The organism is Shinella sp. GW835-FHT14H05 (assembly GCF_058793575.1).
Genome location: NZ_JBXAFY010000005.1, coordinates 177947 through 195639, shown reverse-complemented (window position 1 = coordinate 195639; position 17693 = coordinate 177947). Strand labels below are relative to the sequence as shown.

Genomic DNA, 17693 nt, shown 5'->3' with positions numbered 1-17693 from the left:
TTCAGGCCATCGTCCCCGGATAGGTCGCCGAAGACGGCTCGGTTTCCGCGCCGTCGCCCAGCGCGCGCTGCATGAAGACGGTGTCGAGCCAGCGGCCGTGCTTGAAGCCGGTGGCGGTCATGCGGCCAGAATGTTCGAAACCCGCAGCCGCGTGCACGGCGATCGAGGCCGGATGGGCGCCGCCGATGACGGCCACCATCTGGCGGAAGCCGAGCTCCGTCGAGCGGCGGATCAGTTCCGCCAGCAGCGCCTTGCCGACGCCCTTGCCGCGCGCTTCCGGCGCCAGGTAGACCGAATCCTCGACGAGCCAGCGATAGGCCGGCCGCGTGCGGAAGGCCGACGCATAGGCGTAGCCGAGGATGAGCCCGGTCTGCTCGATGGCGACGATATAGGGATAACCCTTGTCGGTGATCGCCTGGAACCGCGCCGCCATCTCGTCGAGCGAGGGCGGGTCGATCTCGTAACTCGCCACCCCGTTCAGCACGGATTCGCGGTAGATTTCGGTGAAGGCGGCAATGTCGCCGAGGTCGGCGGTGCGAATGACGAAGCTCATGGAAAGCCTGCATATTCCGGATATGGGATGGGCGTCCATCCCATATCCGGGTTTGGCTTTCAAGCGACGTTTGACGTATCAGGCACCGTAAACGATGAGCAGGTCCTTGGCGTCGATCTGGTCGCCGGCCTTGACCAGCACCTCCGAGACCGTGCCGTCCTTCTCCGCATGCAGCGCCGTTTCCATCTTCATCGCCTCGATGGAGAGCAGTACGTCGCCGGCCTTGACCGCCTGGCCGGCCGAGACCGAGACCGTCGAGATGACGCCCGGCATCGGCGCGCCGAGATGGGCGGCATTGCCGATGTCCGCCTTGCGCCGCGCCGTTGACGTCGCCGCGCGGTTGCGGTCCGGCACCTTGATGAGGCGCGGCTGGCCGTTCAGCTCGAAGAACACTTTTACCATGCCCTGCGCATCCGGCTCGCTCTGCGCCTGGTGCAGGATGACGAGCGAGACGCCCTTTTCCAGTTCCGGCGACAGTTCCTCGCCCGGCGACAGGCCGTAGAAATAGGCGGGCGTCGGCAGAACGCTCACCGGACCATAGGTATCGGCGGCGAGCGCATAATCGGTGAAGACCTTCGGATACATCAGGTAGGAGGCGAATTCGAAATCGTCGACCTTGCGCTCCAGCTTCTCCTCGACCGCCTTGCGCTCGGCGTCGAGATCGGCCGGCGGCAGCAGCGAGCCCGGCACCGCGGTATAGGGTTCCTCGCCCTTCAGCGCCTTCTTCTGCAGTCCTGCCGGCCAGCCGCCCGGAGGCTGGCCGAGATCGCCCTTGAGCATGGAGACGACCGATTCCGGGAAGGAGACGTCCTTGGCCGGGTTTTCCACGTCGGCGACGGTGAGGTCCTGCGAGACCATCATCAGCGCCATGTCGCCCACCACCTTGGAGGACGGCGTCACCTTGACGATATCGCCGAACATCTGGTTGGCGTCGGCATAGGCCTGGGCCACCTTGTGCCACTTGGTCTCAAGCCCGAGCGAACGGGCCTGTTCCTTGAGGTTGGTGAACTGGCCGCCCGGCATTTCATGCAGGTAGACTTCGGAAGCCGGCCCCTTGAGGTCGCTTTCGAAGGCGGCGTACTGGAAGCGCACGGCCTCCCAGTAGAAGGAGATGCGGCGGATCCATTCGGGATCGAGGCCCGGATCGCGGTCGGTGCCCTTCAGTGCCTCGACGATCGAGCCGAGGCAGGGCTGCGAGGTGTTGCCGGAGAGCGCATCCATCGCCGCATCCACCACGTCGACGCCGGATTCGACGGCGGCAAGCACGGTCGCAGCCGCAATGCCCGACGTATCATGCGTGTGGAAATGGATCGGCAGGTCGGTGGATTCGCGCAGCGCCTTGAACAGCACGCGCGCCGCCGCCGGCTTCAACAGACCCGCCATGTCCTTCAGCGCGATCATATGCGCGCCGGCCTTTTCGAGGTCGGCGGCGAGCGCGGTGTAATATTTGAGGTCGTATTTCGGGCGGGCCGAGTTCAGGAGATCGCCGGTATAGCAGATCGCCGCCTCGCAGATCCGGTTCTCCTCCGCCACCGCCTCCATCGAGACGCGCATGTTGTCGACCCAGTTCAGGCAGTCGAACACCCGGAACACGTCGATGCCGCCCTTGGCCGCCTGGCGCACGAAGTATTTCACGACATTGTCGGGATAGTTCTTGTAGCCGACGCCGTTGGCGCCGCGCAGCAGCATCTGGAGCAGCAGGTTCGGCGCGCCTTCGCGCACGCGGGCGAGACGATCCCACGGGTCTTCCGTCAGGAAGCGCATGGAGACGTCGAAGGTCGCCCCGCCCCAGCATTCGAGCGAGAAGAGCTGCGGCAGCGCGCGGGCATAGGTGCCGGCGACACGGGCGATATCATGCGTGCGCATGCGGGTGGCGAGCAGCGACTGGTGGCCGTCACGCATCGTCGTGTCGGTCATCAGCACGCGCGTCTCGCCACGAACCCATTCGGCGAATTTCTTCGGGCCGAGTTCGTCGAGCTTCTGCTTGGTGCCAGCCTGGATCGTGCCCTCGATGAAGGGCACGACGGGCTTGGCGACATCCGCCGGCGGCTTTGGACGGCCCTTGGCCTCCGGATGGCCGTTGACGGTGACGTCGGCGAGATAGGTAAGCAGCTTCGTCGCACGGTCCTGGCGCTTCACCTGCTGGAACAGCTCCGGCGTCGTGTCGATGAAGCGGGTCGTGTAGGTGTTGTTGCGGAACTGCTCGTGGCTGATGATCGCTTCAAGGAAGGTCAGGTTCGTCGCAACGCCGCGGATGCGGAATTCGCGCAGCGCGCGGTCCATGCGGGTGATCGCCTCCACCGGGTTCGGCGCCCAGGCCGTGACCTTCACGAGCAGCGGATCGTAGAAACGGGTGATGACCGCGCCCGGATAGGCCGTGCCGCCATCGAGGCGGATGCCGAAGCCCGAGGCCGAGCGATAGCCGGTGATGCGGCCATAGTCGGGAATGAAGTTCTGTTCCGGGTCTTCCGTGGTGATGCGGCACTGGAGGGCGTGGCCGTTGAGGCGGATGTCCTCCTGCGCCGGCACGCCCGATTCCGGCGTGCCGATCGCCTCCCCGTCGAGGATGTGGATCTGCGCCTTCACGATGTCGATGCCGGTCACGACTTCCGTGACGGTGTGCTCGACCTGGATGCGCGGATTGACCTCGATGAAGTAGAATTTGCCGGTATCGGCATCCATCAGATACTCGACCGTGCCGGCGCCGATGTAGTTCGTGGCACGCGCGATCTTCAGCGAATAGTCGGCAAGCTCTTTGCGCTGCGCCTCGTTGAGGTAGGGTGCCGGTGCACGCTCGACGACCTTCTGGTTACGCCGCTGGATGGAGCAGTCGCGCTCGAAGAGATGCACGACATTGCCGTGCGTATCGCCCAGCACCTGGCTTTCGACGTGGCGGGCGCGCTCGACGAGCTTTTCGAGATAGACCTCGTCCTTGCCGAAGGCGGCCTTCGCCTCGCGCTTGGCTTCCGTCACCTCGCGCAGCAGGTCCTTCGGGTCGCGGATGGCGCGCATGCCGCGCCCGCCGCCGCCCCAGGAGGCTTTCAGCATGACGGGATAGCCGATGCTTTCGGCAAGCCGGTGGATCTCATCGGCATCGTCCGGCAGCGGATCGGTCGCCGGCACGACCGGAACGCCGACGGAAATCGCCAGGTTGCGCGCGGCGACCTTGTTGCCGAGCTGGCGCATCGTATCGGGCCGCGGGCCGATGAAGATGATGCCGGCAGCATCGCAGGCATCGACGAATTCCGGGCTTTCGGAAAGAAGGCCGTAGCCGGGATGGATGGCATCGGCACCCGAAAGCTTGGCGACGCGGATCACCTCTTCGATCGACAGGTAGCTTTCGATCGGCCCAAGATCACGGGAAAGATGCGAGCCGCGGCCGATCTGGTAGCTTTCATCCGCCTTGAAGCGGTGCAGTGCCAGTTTGTCCTCTTCCGCCCAGATCGCCACCGTTTTTATGCCGAGCTCGTTGGCTGCGCGGAACACGCGAATGGCGATTTCGGACCGGTTGGCGACAAGGATCTTGGAAATGGGCAAGTCGGACTCCTCATGACTTGAAAACGGGAATTGCTGCACCCGCGAAGAGAATTATTAGCGGCTTATTTTCAAAGTTCAATTTTGGAGTCGTCATCCGGCAAAAGAATTGCGCCGTCGAGGCTCAGGAAACGAGCCCGAGCCGGAAAGCGATGGCGACCGCGTGGTGCCGGTTGCGCGCACCGAGCTTCTCCTGGATGCCGTTCATGTACCAGTCGACCGTGTGGCTGGAAATGCCGAGTACGCGGCCGATGTCATGCGAGGTCATGCCCTCGGCAAGCAGGCTTAGCGCCTCCATTTCGCGCCGCGTCAATTCCACGTCGACGATGGCGGAAAGCCGCGCCGCCGCTTCCGGATCGGCCGCCAGCAGCAGTTTCCAGTAGAGTTGCCGGGCGATGCTGTCGAAAAGCCCGATCTCGACGCTTTCCAGCTCGACCGGCCTGCCGCCGAGGCTGAGGCTGCCGAGCAGGCCGCGCCGGCCGTGCACCGGGAACATGTAGCCGTCCTCCAGCCCGTTCTGGCGCGCATCCACCATCATGCGCTCCATGCGCTTGCGGTGCGGGCTGAGGCGGAAGGCGCCGAGCGTGTCGCGCCAGCGAAACCCCGCCTGCGCATGGCCGAGGTAACGCACGGTCGGATCGACCTGCATGTAGCGCTTGCGCAGATAGGTTTCGGGCCAACCCTTGGGCCAGCGGCCGGCGAGCAACAGGCTCGCCGGGCTCTCCACCGGCTTCGGCGCCTGGATGAGACCGTAATAGTCGAAGCCGTAATGCGACAGCAGACGTTCGAACTCGGCCGTCGTCTCTTCCCGGCCCCGCAATTCGTCGATCAGCGCAAGAAACTGTACCAGCAGGTTGATTTTCATATGCCCTGCACTTTATGCGCCCATTCCATATCCAGAAGAAATGAAGCTGGCCCTCTTTCGACCAGTCATGTCCCATTCATGTTGCCCCGCATACAATTGGCAGGATCGCATGATGAAAATCAATCGGCTAAGGGACGTCGTGACGCGCAAAACTGAAAATCACGCAACATTTCATGTGAGTCATGAAATTTGCACGTCGTTCACGAACTTTTGCCCCTTCCGCTGATTAACAGCGCACTGCAAAGAAAACGGGTGCTTTCGCTGCACCGCACAACAGGTATCGCCGGAAAGGCCTTATTCCGTGTCTTTGTTTCAGGTCTATGCAAGAGCTCTCAGTTATCTGGGGGTCTACAAGATTCGTGTGGGTTCGGTGGTTGTGGCCAATATCGTGCTCGCGGTCATCACCATTGCCGAGCCGATCCTCTTCGGTCGCATCATTGACGCCATCTCCTCCAAGGGCGACGTGACGCCGATGCTTCTGATGTGGGCGGGCTTCGGCCTGTTCAACACCTTCGCCTATGTGCTCGTTGCCCGCGAGGCGGACCGCCTGGCCCATGGCCGGCGCGCGAGCCTTCTGACGGAAGCCTTCGGCCGCATCATCTCCATGCCGCTCTCCTGGCATAGTCAGCGCGGCACCTCCAATGCCCTGCACACGCTGCTGCGCGCCTGCGAAACGCTGTTCGGCCTCTGGCTCGAATTCATGCGCACGCACCTCGCCACCGCCATCGCGCTGGTGCTGCTCATTCCCACCGCCTTCGTGATGGATTATCGCCTGTCGCTGGTGCTGGTCGTGCTCGGCGTGCTTTATGTCATCATCGGCAAAGTGGTGATGAACCGCACCCGCGAGGGCCAGGCCTCGGTCGAAAACCACTACCACACCGTCTTCTCCCATGTGTCGGACTCCATCAGCAACGTTTCGGTCGTGCACAGCTACAACCGCATCGAGTCGGAGACACGCGAACTGAAGCGCTTTGCCGAACGCCTGATCAATGCGCAGTTCCCGGTGCTCGACTGGTGGGCGATCGCCAGCGCCCTGAACCGTATCGCGTCCACGATTTCGATGATGACCATCCTCGTCATCGGCACGGTGCTGGTGCAGCGTGGCGAAATCCGCGTCGGCGACGTCATCGCCTTCATCGGCTTTGCCGGCCTGCTCATCGGCCGCCTGGACCAGATGAAAGCCTTCGCCACGCAGATCTTCGAGGCGCGCGCCAAGCTTGAGGATTTCTTCACGCTGGAAGACGCCGTCAAGGACCGCGAAGAGCCGTCCACGGCCGGCGAACTCGGCGACGTCAAGGGCAGGGTCGAATACCGCAATGTCTGCTTCGACTTCGCCAATGCCACCCAGGGCGTGCGCGATGTCTCCTTCACCGTCGAGGCCGGCCAGACCGTCGCCATCGTCGGCCCGACGGGTGCCGGCAAGACCACGCTGGTCAACTTGCTGCAGCGCGTCTACGAGCCGCGTTCCGGCCAGATCCTCATCGACGGCGTCGATATCGGCACGGTGACGCGCAAGTCGCTGCGCCGGTCGATCGCCACCGTGTTCCAGGATGCAGGCCTGCTCAACCGCTCTATCTCCGACAATATCCGTCTCGGCCGCGAGGGCGCGACGCAGGAGGAAATCGAGGCTGCTGCCGAGGCGGCAGCGGCAAACGACTTCATCACCTCGCGCCAGAGCGGCTACGAGACCCATGTCGGCGAGCGGGGCAACCGCTTGTCCGGCGGCGAGCGCCAGCGCATCGCGATCGCCCGCGCGATCCTCAAGAACGCGCCGATCCTCGTGCTCGACGAGGCGACCAGCGCGCTCGACGTGGAGACGGAGGCCCGTGTGAAGTCGGCGATCGACCAGCTTCGCCGCAACCGCACGACCTTCATCATCGCCCACCGCCTGTCGACGGTGCGCGAGGCCGACCTCGTCGTGTTCATGGATCACGGCCAGATCGCCGAGATGGGCACCTTCAACGATCTCAGCCAGAGCAACGGCCGTTTTGCCGCCCTGCTCCGGGCAAGCGGCATCCTGACGGACGACGACGTGCGCAAGAGCCACACCGCCGCCTGATCGTCATCATCACTTCGGGGCATCGCCCCCTTCGACCGGCAGGGCACGCATGCCCTGCCGTTTTGCGTTGGGGCCGGTGATGGAGGCCTGCCAGTCGAGGTAGCGCGCATAGGCGAAATGCAGCGCGATGCCGGCGAGCGTATAGAGCGTGCCGAGGATCGGGTTCTTGCCGGTCACGAACATCAGCACCTGCCCCGCCATGGCGAGGATCGTGCCGAAGATGAAGACCGCCAGCGAATGCCGCCCAACCGCCACCAGCGGATGGCTGATCGGCAGGGCCGCCCAGTTGGATAGAACCGGGATCGTCGCCACGAGGTAAGCGCCCGCCAACACATGCAGCAACCGCGTCGTCGACAGGAACGTCTTGTCGAAGCCCGTCAGCACCGCCGGCAGGCCGTAGGAGAAGTCGATGTTCCACCAGGCGAGCACGACCCACAGCATCGAGACCACGAGATAGGTGGCCGAGAGCGCCAGCAGCACGGGATTGCGCGAAAAGCCCTTGGCCTTGGCGCGCAGCACGCCGACGAAGCCGATGACGAAGAGGAACTGCCAGGACAGCGGGTTGAGGAACCAGTAGCCGTCGTCGAGAAAATTCGACGGCGCGATCCGCCAGATCCCGGCGCAAAGCCAGATCGTGCCCGAGACGGCGATCAGCAGGCGTACGCTGCGCTGGTAGAGCCACAGGAAACCCGGCAGCATCAGGAACAGCATGGCATACATGGAGAGGATGTTGTTGTAGCCGAACTGGTGGCCGAGCAGCACCATGCTGACGACCCCCTGTTCCGTGCGGTCGACGACGGCGCGCAGGTTGATTTCCGACAACAGGTCCGGTCGCGAGAACCACAGCGCGCCGCCTGCGAAGATCGCGAAGGTGATGACGCTCGTCATGATATGCGCGACATAGAGCGTCAGCGCGCGGCGCAGGATGCGGAGGGTCACCGCCAGCCGCTCGCCGACGGCAAAACGCCCGCCATAGGCAAGCCCGACCGACACGCCGGAAATCAGCACGAAGGCTTCCGCCGAATCGGAAAAGCCGAAATTCTTGTGCGTCAGGTGTTCCAGGTACTGGCCGGGAACGTGGTTGACGAAGATCGTCAGGAGGGCAAGCGCCCGGAAGACGTCGAGGCGCGTGTCGCGTGTCTGCGGCACGACGCCCCCCGGTCCATGTCTGTCAGTCATGTCTGCTCTGGTCCACGATGGGGGTGGATCAGACCAAATAACCCTCGTTTGAAGATTTGATGACAGTTCCGTTCACACTTGCTTGCCATCCACCGTCGCCGCCCCGCTCGACGCGGATTTCCAGCGTGCGGCCATCGAGAACGAGTGTCGCCTCGTAGCCGTTCCAGGCCGCGGGCAGCACCGGCTCGATGAAGAGACGGCCGCCCTCCCGGCGGATGCCGAGAATGCCCTCGACTGCCGCCCGGTAGAGCCAGCCGGCCGAGCCCGTATACCAGGTCCAGCCGCCGCGCCCCGTCCGCTCGCCTTCGCCATAGACGTCGGCTGCGACGACATAGGGCTCGACGCGGTAGAGCTCGGCCGCCTCCGGGTTTTTGGCGTGGTTGACGGGGTTCAAGAGGTTGAAGCAGGTCCAGGCGTCCTCGGCCCGGCCCTGGCGCGCCAGCGCCAGCACGACCCAGGTTGCGGCATGGGTATATTGCCCGCCGTTTTCCCGCACGCCCGGCGGATAGGCCTTGATATAGCCGGGGTCCTGCGGGGTCTCGATGAAGGGCGGGGTGAACAGGCGGATGATGCCGTTTTCCCGGTCGACGAGTTCGGCCATGACCGCATCCATCGCCTGGCGCGCGCGGTCCGCATCCCCCTCGCCGGAGAGCACGCTCCAGCTCTGCGCGATGGAATCGATGCTGCATTCGGCATTTCCGGCCGAGCCGAGCGGCGTGCCGTCATCGAAATAGCCGCGGCGATAATAGGCGCCGTCCCAGCCGACCGTTTCCAGCGCCTGCCGCAGGCGGCCGAGATGGCCTTCCCAGAGATCGGCGCGGCCGTGATCGCCACGCGTGCGTGCGATCGGGATGAAACCGCGCAGCGTGCCGGCGAGGAACCAGCCGAGCCAGACGCTCGTGCCGCGGCCGGCTTCGCCGACCCGGTTCATGCCGTCGTTCCAGTCGCCGCCGAGCATCAGCGGCAGGCCATTCTCGCCGGTACGCTGAAGCGCGAGATCGAGCGCGCGGGCGCAATGGTCGTAGAGCGGCGCCTCTTGCGCCGAGCGGCCCGGCTTGAAGAAGGCATCGTGCTGGCCTTCGGCGAGCGGCTGGCCTTCGATGAAGGCGAGCCTTTCGTCGAGCACCGAATTATCCCCGGTCACCCGGCAATAATATTCGACCGCATGGGCCAGCCACACCACGTCGTCGGAGATGGCGGTGCGCACGCCGGCGCCGCTGTCCGGCAGCCACCAATGCTGCACGTCGCCTTCGACGAACTGGCGCGCGGCGGCGTTGAGAATCTGCCCGCGGGCGAGTTCCGGACGATGCAGGATGAAGGCCAGCGTGTCCTGCAACTGGTCGCGGAAACCATAGGCGCCGCTCGCCTGGTAGAAGGCGGTGCGCGCCAGGATGCGGCAACCGAGCGCCTGGTAGGGCAGCCAGTCGTTGACCATCCGGTCGAGGGCGGCATCCGGCGTCTTGACCTGCAGCGTGCCGGTAAAATCGTCCCAATAGCCGCGAACCGCCTTCATGACCGTGTTGAAATCGGCCGTTCGGCTCTTGTCCGCAAGCATCCGCGCACTGTCCGCATCCTCGGTGTCGCCGAGCACGAAGATCAGTTCGCGCTTCTCGCCCGGCTTCAGCGTGATGTCGACGGCGAGTGCCGCGCAGGGATCGCCGATGCCGTCGGCGGAACCGGAGAGCGCCTGCCCGCTGACCACCGCCCCCGGCAGCACGATATCGCCGCCGCGGCCGATGAATTCGCGGCGCTTGGCGGTAAAGCCCGCAAGCGGCGCATCGACGGCGAAGAAGCTGGTCCGGCCGGCGAAGTCGAAGCTGTACGGGTTGGTCGCAAAGAGCGCGCCGCCCTCCTCGTCATGGCTGGTCAGCACGAAGGGCGCGGTCTTTGCCGCATTGTTGCCCATCACCCATTCGACATAGCCGTAGACCGTCAGGCTGCGCTCCGTCTCGCCGGTGTTCTTGACGACGAGGCGAGAATATTTGACCGGTTCCTCGGCGTCGACCGTCTGCACGAGATCGAGCTCGATACCGTCCTCCCAGCTGCGGAAGGCGCTGTAGCCGAGGCCATGCCAGGTCTCGAACTTCACCGTCGGCTTGCGCGACAGCGCAGCGAACGGCGTCATCACCGTGCCGCGATCGCGATCGCGCACGTAGAAGGCCTCGCCCGGGCGGTTGACCACCGGGTCGTTGGTCCAGGCCGTCAGCTGGAAATCGCGCGAATTGCGGCTCCAGGTGAAACCGGCGCCCTCGCCCGAGACGTGGAAGCCGAAATGCTGGTTGGAGATGACGTTGATCCACGGCTGCGGCGTCGCTTCGCCGCCGCGCAGCCGCATGGCATATTCCCGGCGCTCGCCGTTGAAACCGCCAAAACCGTTCCAGAAGGTCAGGCCCTCGCCATCGATCGTCACCGGCTCGCCGGCGGGGGGTGCCGCGGGCTTCGGCAAGGTCGGATCGGCCTTGGTCTCCTCGTCGCCGCGCGGCGTGGAGAACAGCGCGACCGTGCGGGCAATCTGGTCCGAAAGGGAGCCGTTGCGGGCATGGAAGACGGCGCGCGCCGTGGCAAGCAGCGCCTGCCAGGTGGAGACCTCCATCAGGTCGCGGCGCACGGCGAAGATATGCTGGCGCACGCCATCGGACTGCCCGCGCATGCGCAGGTTCTCGCACATCTGGTCGAGCGCGTGCTGCATGTCCTGCGCATAGGAGGAGGCGCGTTCGTTGAGGATCACCAAGTCGGCCGTCACGCCGCGGTGGCGCAGATATTCCTGCGCGCGCAGTGCCTCGCGGGCGACATCGAGGTCTATATCGTCATTGATGCGCAGAACGAAGATCGGGAAGTCGCCCGAAATTGCCAGCGGCCAGAGCGCCGACTGGGCGGTGAGCCCCGTCTGGATGGTGCCGGTATCGGCGCGCAGATGCATATCCGGATAGATCAGGTAGCGGCCGAGCATCTGGAAGCTTGCGGCCTCCTGCGAGGTTACGCCGACATGACGCATGTGGACCTGCGAGCGCGTCCAGGCATGGATCATTTCGTGGTTGAACACGTCCGGATGGCGGTAACGGTCGATCGCAGCGTCCGCCTCGGCGCGGCTGGGCGCCGCGATGGTCCAGAAGATGACCTTGACCTTCTTGCCCGCCGGCACGCGCACGACGCGGCGCAGCGCCATGACCGGATCGAGCGTGAAGCCGTCCGTGCCGGAAAGCTGCGCGCCGGCGTCGAAGGCGGCAGCCGTCGTCAGCGAGCGGCCGCGGCCGATGAAGCGGCGGCGATCGGTCTCGATCTCTGTGCGGCGCGAGGGGCCGGCATTGTCCACGATGAGATGGGCGATCACCATGTCCGGTTCGTTCGGATTGCGCTTCTGGCGCTCGGCGCGGATGACGTCGCCGCGCTTGCCGATCTCCGTCTTGATGAACATCTTCGAGAACATCGGATGGGCGCTGTCGGCATCATCCGTCGAGATGACGGGCTCCATATAGGAGGTCACCTCGATGAAGCGGTCCTCGGTGCCGGTGTTGAGCAGCGTCAGGCGGCGGCCTTCGGCATCGTGCTCGGTGGCGACGATGCATTCGACCTCGCTCGTCAGCGTGCCGACGGTCTTGATGAACTCCGCCTTGTCGTCGCCGAACTGGGTCTTCGTGACCTCGCCCTCGATGCGCTTCGGCTCGGCGGTCGCGGACCACCACTCGTTCGTCGCAGTATCGCGCAGGAACAGGAAGGAACCCCAGCGATCCTCGGTCGGATCGGGCTTCCAGCGCGTGACGGACTGGCCGTTCCAGCGCGAATAGCCGGCACCGGTCGCCGTCAGCATCACGGCATAGTGGCCGTTCGACAGGAAGACGGTCTCGCGCTCCTTGTTGAACGGCTCCTTGATGATGCGGATTTCCGGGCGCAGCAGGTCGGCCTGCGTGCTGCCGACGGTCTCCGGCTCGCGTTTGGCGTTGATGACCGGAATGTCGCGCGGCGCCTTTTCCTGGAGCAGCAGTTCCGCCGCCTCAATGACGGGGTCGGCGTGGAAACGTTCGCGCAGCGCGCCGTTGAAGACGACATTGGCGACCGCGGCGATCGACATGCCATGATGGTGCGCCATGTAGTTGCGCACGACGGCGCAGGTCTTGCCCTCCGGCACGCGGGTCGGCGTGAAATCCACGGCATCATGGAAACCGTAGACGCCGAGTGCACCCAGCTTGCGCAGACGTTCGAGGTTGTCGAGCGCCTCCTTCGGCGCATATTGCGCCGCCAGCAGCGAGGCGTAGGGCGCGATGACGGCATTCTGACCAAGGCCGCGCTTCAGGCCGAGCGTCGGCACACCGAAATTGGTGTACTGGTAGGTCAGCTCATGGTCGCGGGCGTTGAAGGCTGCTTCCGAAATGCCCCAGGGCGTGCCGAGACGGCGGCCATGGTTCATCTGCTCCACCACGACGAGGTTGTTCGTCTGGTTCAGGATGCCGCCCTGGCGCTCCTGCATGACGAGCGGCGGCATCAGGTACTCGAACATCGAGCCGGACCAGGAGACCAGCGCGCCGCGCGAGCCGACCGGCACGACCGGACGGCCGAGCTTGTACCAGTGCTCGGTCGGAAGATCGCCCTTGGCGATGGCGAAGAGGCTGGTGAGACGTGCTTCCGAGGCGAGCAGGTCGTAGCAGGCCTCGTCGAGCTCGTTGGTCTCGACGCGGTAGCCGATCGAGAGCAGCCGGCGCTCCGGCCGGAACAGGAAGCCGAAATCCATCGAGAAGGCGATGTCGCGCGAGCGGTCGCGCAGCACGACCAGGCGGTCGCGCAGCGGCTCGATGCTGCCGAGGTCGAAGACGCTGTCGGCAATATGCGCCTCGCAGGTCGCAACCAGCGCACCCGCCCATTTGACGAGCTCGCCACTCTCGGCCGACTTGATCTCGTGGTCGAGGTTGACGATCAGCTTGTTGACGTCGCGCGCCAGCACCGAAAGGTTGATGACGCGGATGGAGGCGAATTCGTGCTCGCGCTTGACGGCGGCGAGCGCATTCTGGAAGCCGGCGATACGCTCCTCGATGAGGCGGCGCAGCGGCCGCACGGTCTTGCGGTCGTCCGGCAGTTGCGCCAGCGTTTCCGAAAGGATCGAGGCGACGTCGCCGATGCCGTCTAGGCTGCCCTGCAGATGCGCCGACGGCGCCTCCGCCCATTCGCGGCACATGGAGGAGATGGCGATGAGGTGGCCGGCGAGGTTGCCGCTGTCGACCGCCGAGACATAACGCGGCCCCAGCGTTTCCAGCGTGTTGGTGCGATACCAGTTGTAGAGATGGCCACGATATTTCGGCATGCCGTCGATGGTGGCGATCGTCTGTTCGAGACGGCGTACCGTCTCCTCAAACGAGATCCAGCCGAAATCGCGCGCGGAGATCACCGACAGCAGGTAGACGCCGACATTGGTCGGCGAGGTGCGCTCGGCGAGCACCGGCTGCGGCGTTTCCTGGAAATTGTCCGGCGGCAGGTAGTGCTGCTCGGCGGTGACGAATTCCTCGAAATAGCGCCAGGTGCGCCGCGCGATCTTGCGCAGTTCACTCGCCACATAGTCGGAGACGACGAGCTGGTCCTCGGTCTCCGCCGTCTGGCTGACATACCAGGCGATCATCGGCGAGAGCGCCCAGACGAGCGCGAAGGGAATGCCGATATAGGGAAGCCCGGTATCCGAGATCATGGCGAGCGCCACGGACAGCACCGCCAGCGCCGGCGCCTGCCACATCGACTTGTAATGGGCGAGGATGCCGCCGCGCGCGGCACTGTCGGCCTGCGCGGCCGTGCGCCATTCCAGCATCAGCTTGCGGCTGACCATGGTGCGATAGAGCGAACGCACGATCGCATCCGCCATCAGCGCCGCCGAATGGGCGATGAAGGCGATGCGCAGCGCCACCTGCGCATTGGCCGCGCGGATATCGGAGAAGACGCGGTGCACATGGGCGCGCGCGACGATGTCGTTGCGGCGCGGCATGACGCCGGAGATCAGCGACAGCGTCGGGGCGACGAAGAGCAGGAAGATCAGCACGAGCTGCCAGATCAGCGCCTGGCGCGGCTCCATATAGTACCAGCCCATGACGGAGGCGACGAGCCAGCCGATCGGGATGAGGCTGCGGCGCAGGTTATCGTACATCTTCCAGCGGCCGAGCATGGAAATGCCGCTCGACGGGCCGAAAATATAGGGCAGAAGCTGCCAGTCGCCGCGCGCCCAGCGATGCTGGCGCGAGGTTTCGACGCCGTAGCGGGTCGGGAAATCCTCCACCAGCTCGACATCCGTCACCAGGGCGCAGCGCGCCAGCGAGCCTTCGAGAAGGTCGTGGCTGAGCACCGAGTTCTCCTCGATGCGGCCCTTCACCGAGGCCTCGAAAGCATCGACGTGATAGAGCCCCTTGCCCGTGAAGGTGCCTTCGCCGACGAAGTCCTGGTAGACGTCGGACACGGTGAAGACATAGGGGTCGATGCCGCGGTCGGCGGAGAAGATGCGCTGGAAGGTTGAGGCTTCCTTGCCCGTCGTCAGCGAGGGTGTCACGCGCGGCTGCAGGATGCTGTAGCCGGCGGTGACCTCGCCCTTGTCCGCGTCGATGACCGGACGGTTGATCGGGTGGTGCAGCTTGCCGACGAGCTTCGTCACCGCATCGCGCATCAGGCGCGTGTCGGAATCGAGCGTCATGACGTATTTCACGTCCGCCGGCACGATGTTGGCGCCCGGCAGGAAGGTCGTGTCGCCGTCACCGCGCAGAAGCAGGTTCAGCTCGTGCAGCTTACCGCGCTTGCGCTCCCAGCCCATCCAGCAGCCTTCGGACGGATTATACAGGCGGCGGCGGTGCAGCAGGTAGAAGCGCGTGCGGCCGTCATAGGCGTAGCGCGCCGAAAGGGTGGCGATCTCGCGCTTGGCATAGTCGAGCACGTCGAGATCGGCGGGAGTCTCCTCGGACGAGCTGTCGGCCCAGTCGCTGAGCAGCGAGAAATAGATCTCGCCGCGCGGATTGGCGAGATAGTGGACTTCGAGATTGCGCACCAGCTCGTCGACATGGTCGCGCTTGGAAATCAGACAGGGCACCACGACGAGCGTGCGCGCATCCTCGGGAATACCGTCCTTGAATTCATAGCCGACGAGGCGCGACGGCGTGACGAAGAAGGTGACGAGCGTGTTGAACAGGCCCGTCGCCCCTTCGGAGGCCGGCAGCGCGAAGAGGATCAGCATGATCAGCCAGGCGCCGTCCGGAATGTCGAGCTGATCGAGGAAATAATAGACCGCGATCATCGCGAGCAGCGTCAGGATGATGTTCGGCCCGGCAATGGCGAACCAGTCGAGCCGGCGCCCGAAGCGCACGACGCGCTGGACGATCGAGGGGCTGTAGTCGATGCGCTTTTCGAGCAGCTTGCGCTTCTTGCCGACGAGGAAGGAGGCGACATTGGCCTGATATTCCGGATCGTCCGCATGGGCCGCGGCATCTTCCGCCGTCATGGCCAGCGCGATCTCGGTCACTTCCAGCTCGGTCTTGCCGGAGCGGCGGGCGAAACGCTCGATCGTGTTGCGGTATTTGTTGCGCGAGCCGAAATCGAGGTCGCTATAGTCCGAACCCTGCCGCAGCGCCTCGTCGAGACGGCTCACACTTTCGAACCAGACCGGCCATTCCGTGTCGTCCACCGAGCGCAGGCTCTTGATCAGCGAGCTCATCGTCACATTGCCGGAGGAAAGCCGGTTGTTCTCCGCGACGATCAGTTCTTCGAGATCCGTGCCGCGGCTTTCGATCTTGCGCTCTAGCCACTGGATCACCGCGCCGGAGGCCTGGAGGCCGTCGCGCAGGCGATAAAGAAGCTGGATGACGAAGGTATTGTCCTCGACGAAGCTCTCCATCGACTGGAGATGCGCGATGCACTTTTCCGGATCGTTGAGGCGGATCAGTTCGTCGGCCACTTCGTTCGCCTTGAACCGCATTTTTCGCGAGCGCTCGACGCGGCTCGATATGCGCCGCAGGTTTTCGAGCAGCACGAAGCGAATGAAGGAGGGCAGCGCCCAGAGTTCGCCGATCTTCAGCGCGTCAAGCTTCTGGAAGCCCTGCACGAAGGACGTCAGCCCCTCATGCGAGACGCCGCTATGGGTATGCGCGACATAGAGCCAAGCGAGCGCCAACGTACGCGGCACCACCTGCCCCTCGATCTGAATGGTCGGGAGCTGGCGATAGAACCGCCGCGGGAAGTCGCGCCGGACCTCCTGGATCGCCTCTTCGACGACATAATAGTTGTCGAGCAGCCATTCGGCGGCCGGCGTGATCTGTGCGCCCGCTTCGACATCCTTGGCCGTCGCCTGGTAGACGCGAAAGATTTCCTTCTCGTTTTCCTTGTGCCGGGCACGGAATTCGAAGGGCTGGAAGCCGGGCAGCGCCGCGGTCTTGTCGCGCGCCAGCGCTTCACCGCAATCGGCGAGCTCCTCCAGCGACAGATAGGTGGCGCGGATCGAATCGTTATAATCGATCTGCTTGGCGTCGGCGTCGCGCGAAGGGGCTTGCGGCGTATTGTGAAGGGGCATGTTTCTGATTCTGGATCCGGCCATATGGAACCATCCGGCAACGGCCTTTGCGCCGAACGGTTTGTTGCGGGCAGGCTTCATCTCGGTGCCGCGATCAGCCATGAGACCATACGGCGCCCGGATGGCGCGAATGGAATGGACATGGCTCAGGCGACACGCTGCTTGGCATCCTGGCCGCGTGGTGCATGAAAACGGCATTTTTTAGCCGCAAGGACAGAGACTTGCAACATGTCAACATGACCGGATGGCGCAGCATCGACCCTCATTTGTGGTTTTGGTGAATCGCAAGACCCGGATGGGGCCGCACGAGCGCATAGGACAGGCGGATGCCAAATGCATGACATGGGGAAAAGTTCCGCAGCTCTTGCCAACGCCGATCCCGCCATTGACTTGGCGGCGCCGCCACGCCAGCTTGGCGCCGTCAGGGTCTTCCGAGTCGAAACGGCTCGGAGGCTAAGAGGGAAGCCGGTGCGATGCTCCAGATCGAGCACCAAGACCGGCGCTGCCCCCGCAACTGTGAACGGCGAGTTTCTGTCGAAGGATGCCACTGGTTTTTACACCGGGAAGGCGAGACAGGGGCGACGACCCGCAAGCCAGGAGACCTGCCCTGACAGCTGTAACGTCCATGGGCGGGGTGTCCCAAGGGTGCGCCTGCTCCCGCATGCGTGCGTCCGGTCATCCCCCAATTCACCGATTGGGGAAACAATGCTTGCCAATACCGACCACGGCCTCTCCGGCACCGGAAAGCCGGAATCCATCTTCATCTCCTGGCTGCTCTGGCAGCCGCGCGGCGCCGATCTTGCCGTCGAAGCCCTGAAGGAAGTGCGCAAGCTCGCGCGCTACGAAGGCATCGATCCCGATATCGTGCGCCTGAGGGCGCTGTTCGCTTCGCTTGCCGGCGCGGGAGGTGCGGTGCACTGACGGCTTAACGCATAAAGACATATTGACATAAAGATATCTTTATGTGATCTCCGGTGTAGTA

At 64.5% G+C, this 17693-nt stretch carries 7 protein-coding genes and 1 riboswitch; of the genes, 2 read left to right on the top strand and 5 right to left on the bottom strand.

What is annotated here, in order from left to right; genetic code table 11:
* Position 1: 1 nt before the first annotated feature.
* From AC1Q6Z_RS17620 to AC1Q6Z_RS17610, 3 genes are all read right to left on the bottom strand, one after another.
* Positions 2 to 553 carry a GNAT family N-acetyltransferase gene (locus AC1Q6Z_RS17620; protein WP_256119545.1) on the bottom strand — a complete coding sequence of 184 codons (552 nt, stop codon included), beginning with the start codon at positions 551 to 553 and terminating at the stop codon, positions 2 to 4.
* A gap of 78 nt (positions 554 to 631) precedes the next feature.
* Positions 632 to 4090 (bottom strand): pyruvate carboxylase, encoded by a 3459-nt coding sequence (gene pyc, locus AC1Q6Z_RS17615; protein WP_492648725.1) that lies wholly within the window; start codon positions 4088 to 4090, stop codon positions 632 to 634.
* Positions 4091 to 4211: 121 nt separating this feature from the next.
* On the bottom strand, positions 4212 to 4952 hold the full coding sequence (locus tag AC1Q6Z_RS17610; RefSeq protein WP_492648724.1) for a helix-turn-helix transcriptional regulator: 741 nt from the start codon (positions 4950 to 4952) through the stop codon (positions 4212 to 4214).
* Positions 4953 to 5253: 301 nt separating this feature from the next.
* Here AC1Q6Z_RS17610 and AC1Q6Z_RS17605 point away from each other — a divergent pair, with 301 nt between their 5' ends.
* Complete coding sequence (locus AC1Q6Z_RS17605) at positions 5254 to 7011, top strand: glucan ABC transporter ATP-binding protein/ permease (protein WP_492648723.1); 1758 nt, start codon at positions 5254 to 5256, stop codon at positions 7009 to 7011.
* Positions 7012 to 7020: 9 nt separating this feature from the next.
* Here AC1Q6Z_RS17605 and AC1Q6Z_RS17600 read toward each other — a convergent pair whose 3' ends face one another.
* Together AC1Q6Z_RS17600 and AC1Q6Z_RS17595 are read right to left on the bottom strand one after the other, a co-directional pair.
* Positions 7021 to 8190 (bottom strand): OpgC family protein, encoded by a 1170-nt coding sequence (locus tag AC1Q6Z_RS17600; protein ID WP_492648722.1) that lies wholly within the window; start codon positions 8188 to 8190, stop codon positions 7021 to 7023.
* 28 nt (positions 8191 to 8218) lie between these two features.
* The gene (locus AC1Q6Z_RS17595; RefSeq protein ID WP_492648721.1) at positions 8219 to 16711 is read right to left on the bottom strand and encodes a glycoside hydrolase family 94 protein; all 8493 of its coding nucleotides are present in this window, start codon (positions 16709 to 16711) and stop codon (positions 8219 to 8221) included.
* A 407-nt stretch (positions 16712 to 17118) separates the two neighbouring features.
* A riboswitch (cobalamin riboswitch) is annotated at positions 17119 to 17335 on the top strand.
* A gap of 81 nt (positions 17336 to 17416) precedes the next feature.
* Between AC1Q6Z_RS17595 and AC1Q6Z_RS17590 the strand changes: the two genes are divergently transcribed.
* Entirely contained in the window at positions 17417 to 17632 is a 216-nt protein-coding gene (locus AC1Q6Z_RS17590; protein ID WP_492648720.1) for a hypothetical protein, read from the top strand.
* The last annotated feature ends 61 nt before the right edge of the window (positions 17633 to 17693 follow it).

Coding starts and splice junctions, on each gene's coding strand:
- AC1Q6Z_RS17600 (WP_492648722.1), bottom strand. CDS start 8,190: ATGACTGACAGACATGGACCGGGGGGCGTCGTGCCGCAGACACGCGAC.
- AC1Q6Z_RS17610 (WP_492648724.1), bottom strand. CDS start 4,952: ATGAAAATCAACCTGCTGGTACAGTTTCTTGCGCTGATCGACGAATTG.
- AC1Q6Z_RS17590 (WP_492648720.1), top strand. CDS start 17,417: ATGCTTGCCAATACCGACCACGGCCTCTCCGGCACCGGAAAGCCGGAA.
- AC1Q6Z_RS17595 (WP_492648721.1), bottom strand. CDS start 16,711: ATGCCCCTTCACAATACGCCGCAAGCCCCTTCGCGCGACGCCGACGCC.
- AC1Q6Z_RS17620 (WP_256119545.1), bottom strand. CDS start 553: ATGAGCTTCGTCATTCGCACCGCCGACCTCGGCGACATTGCCGCCTTC.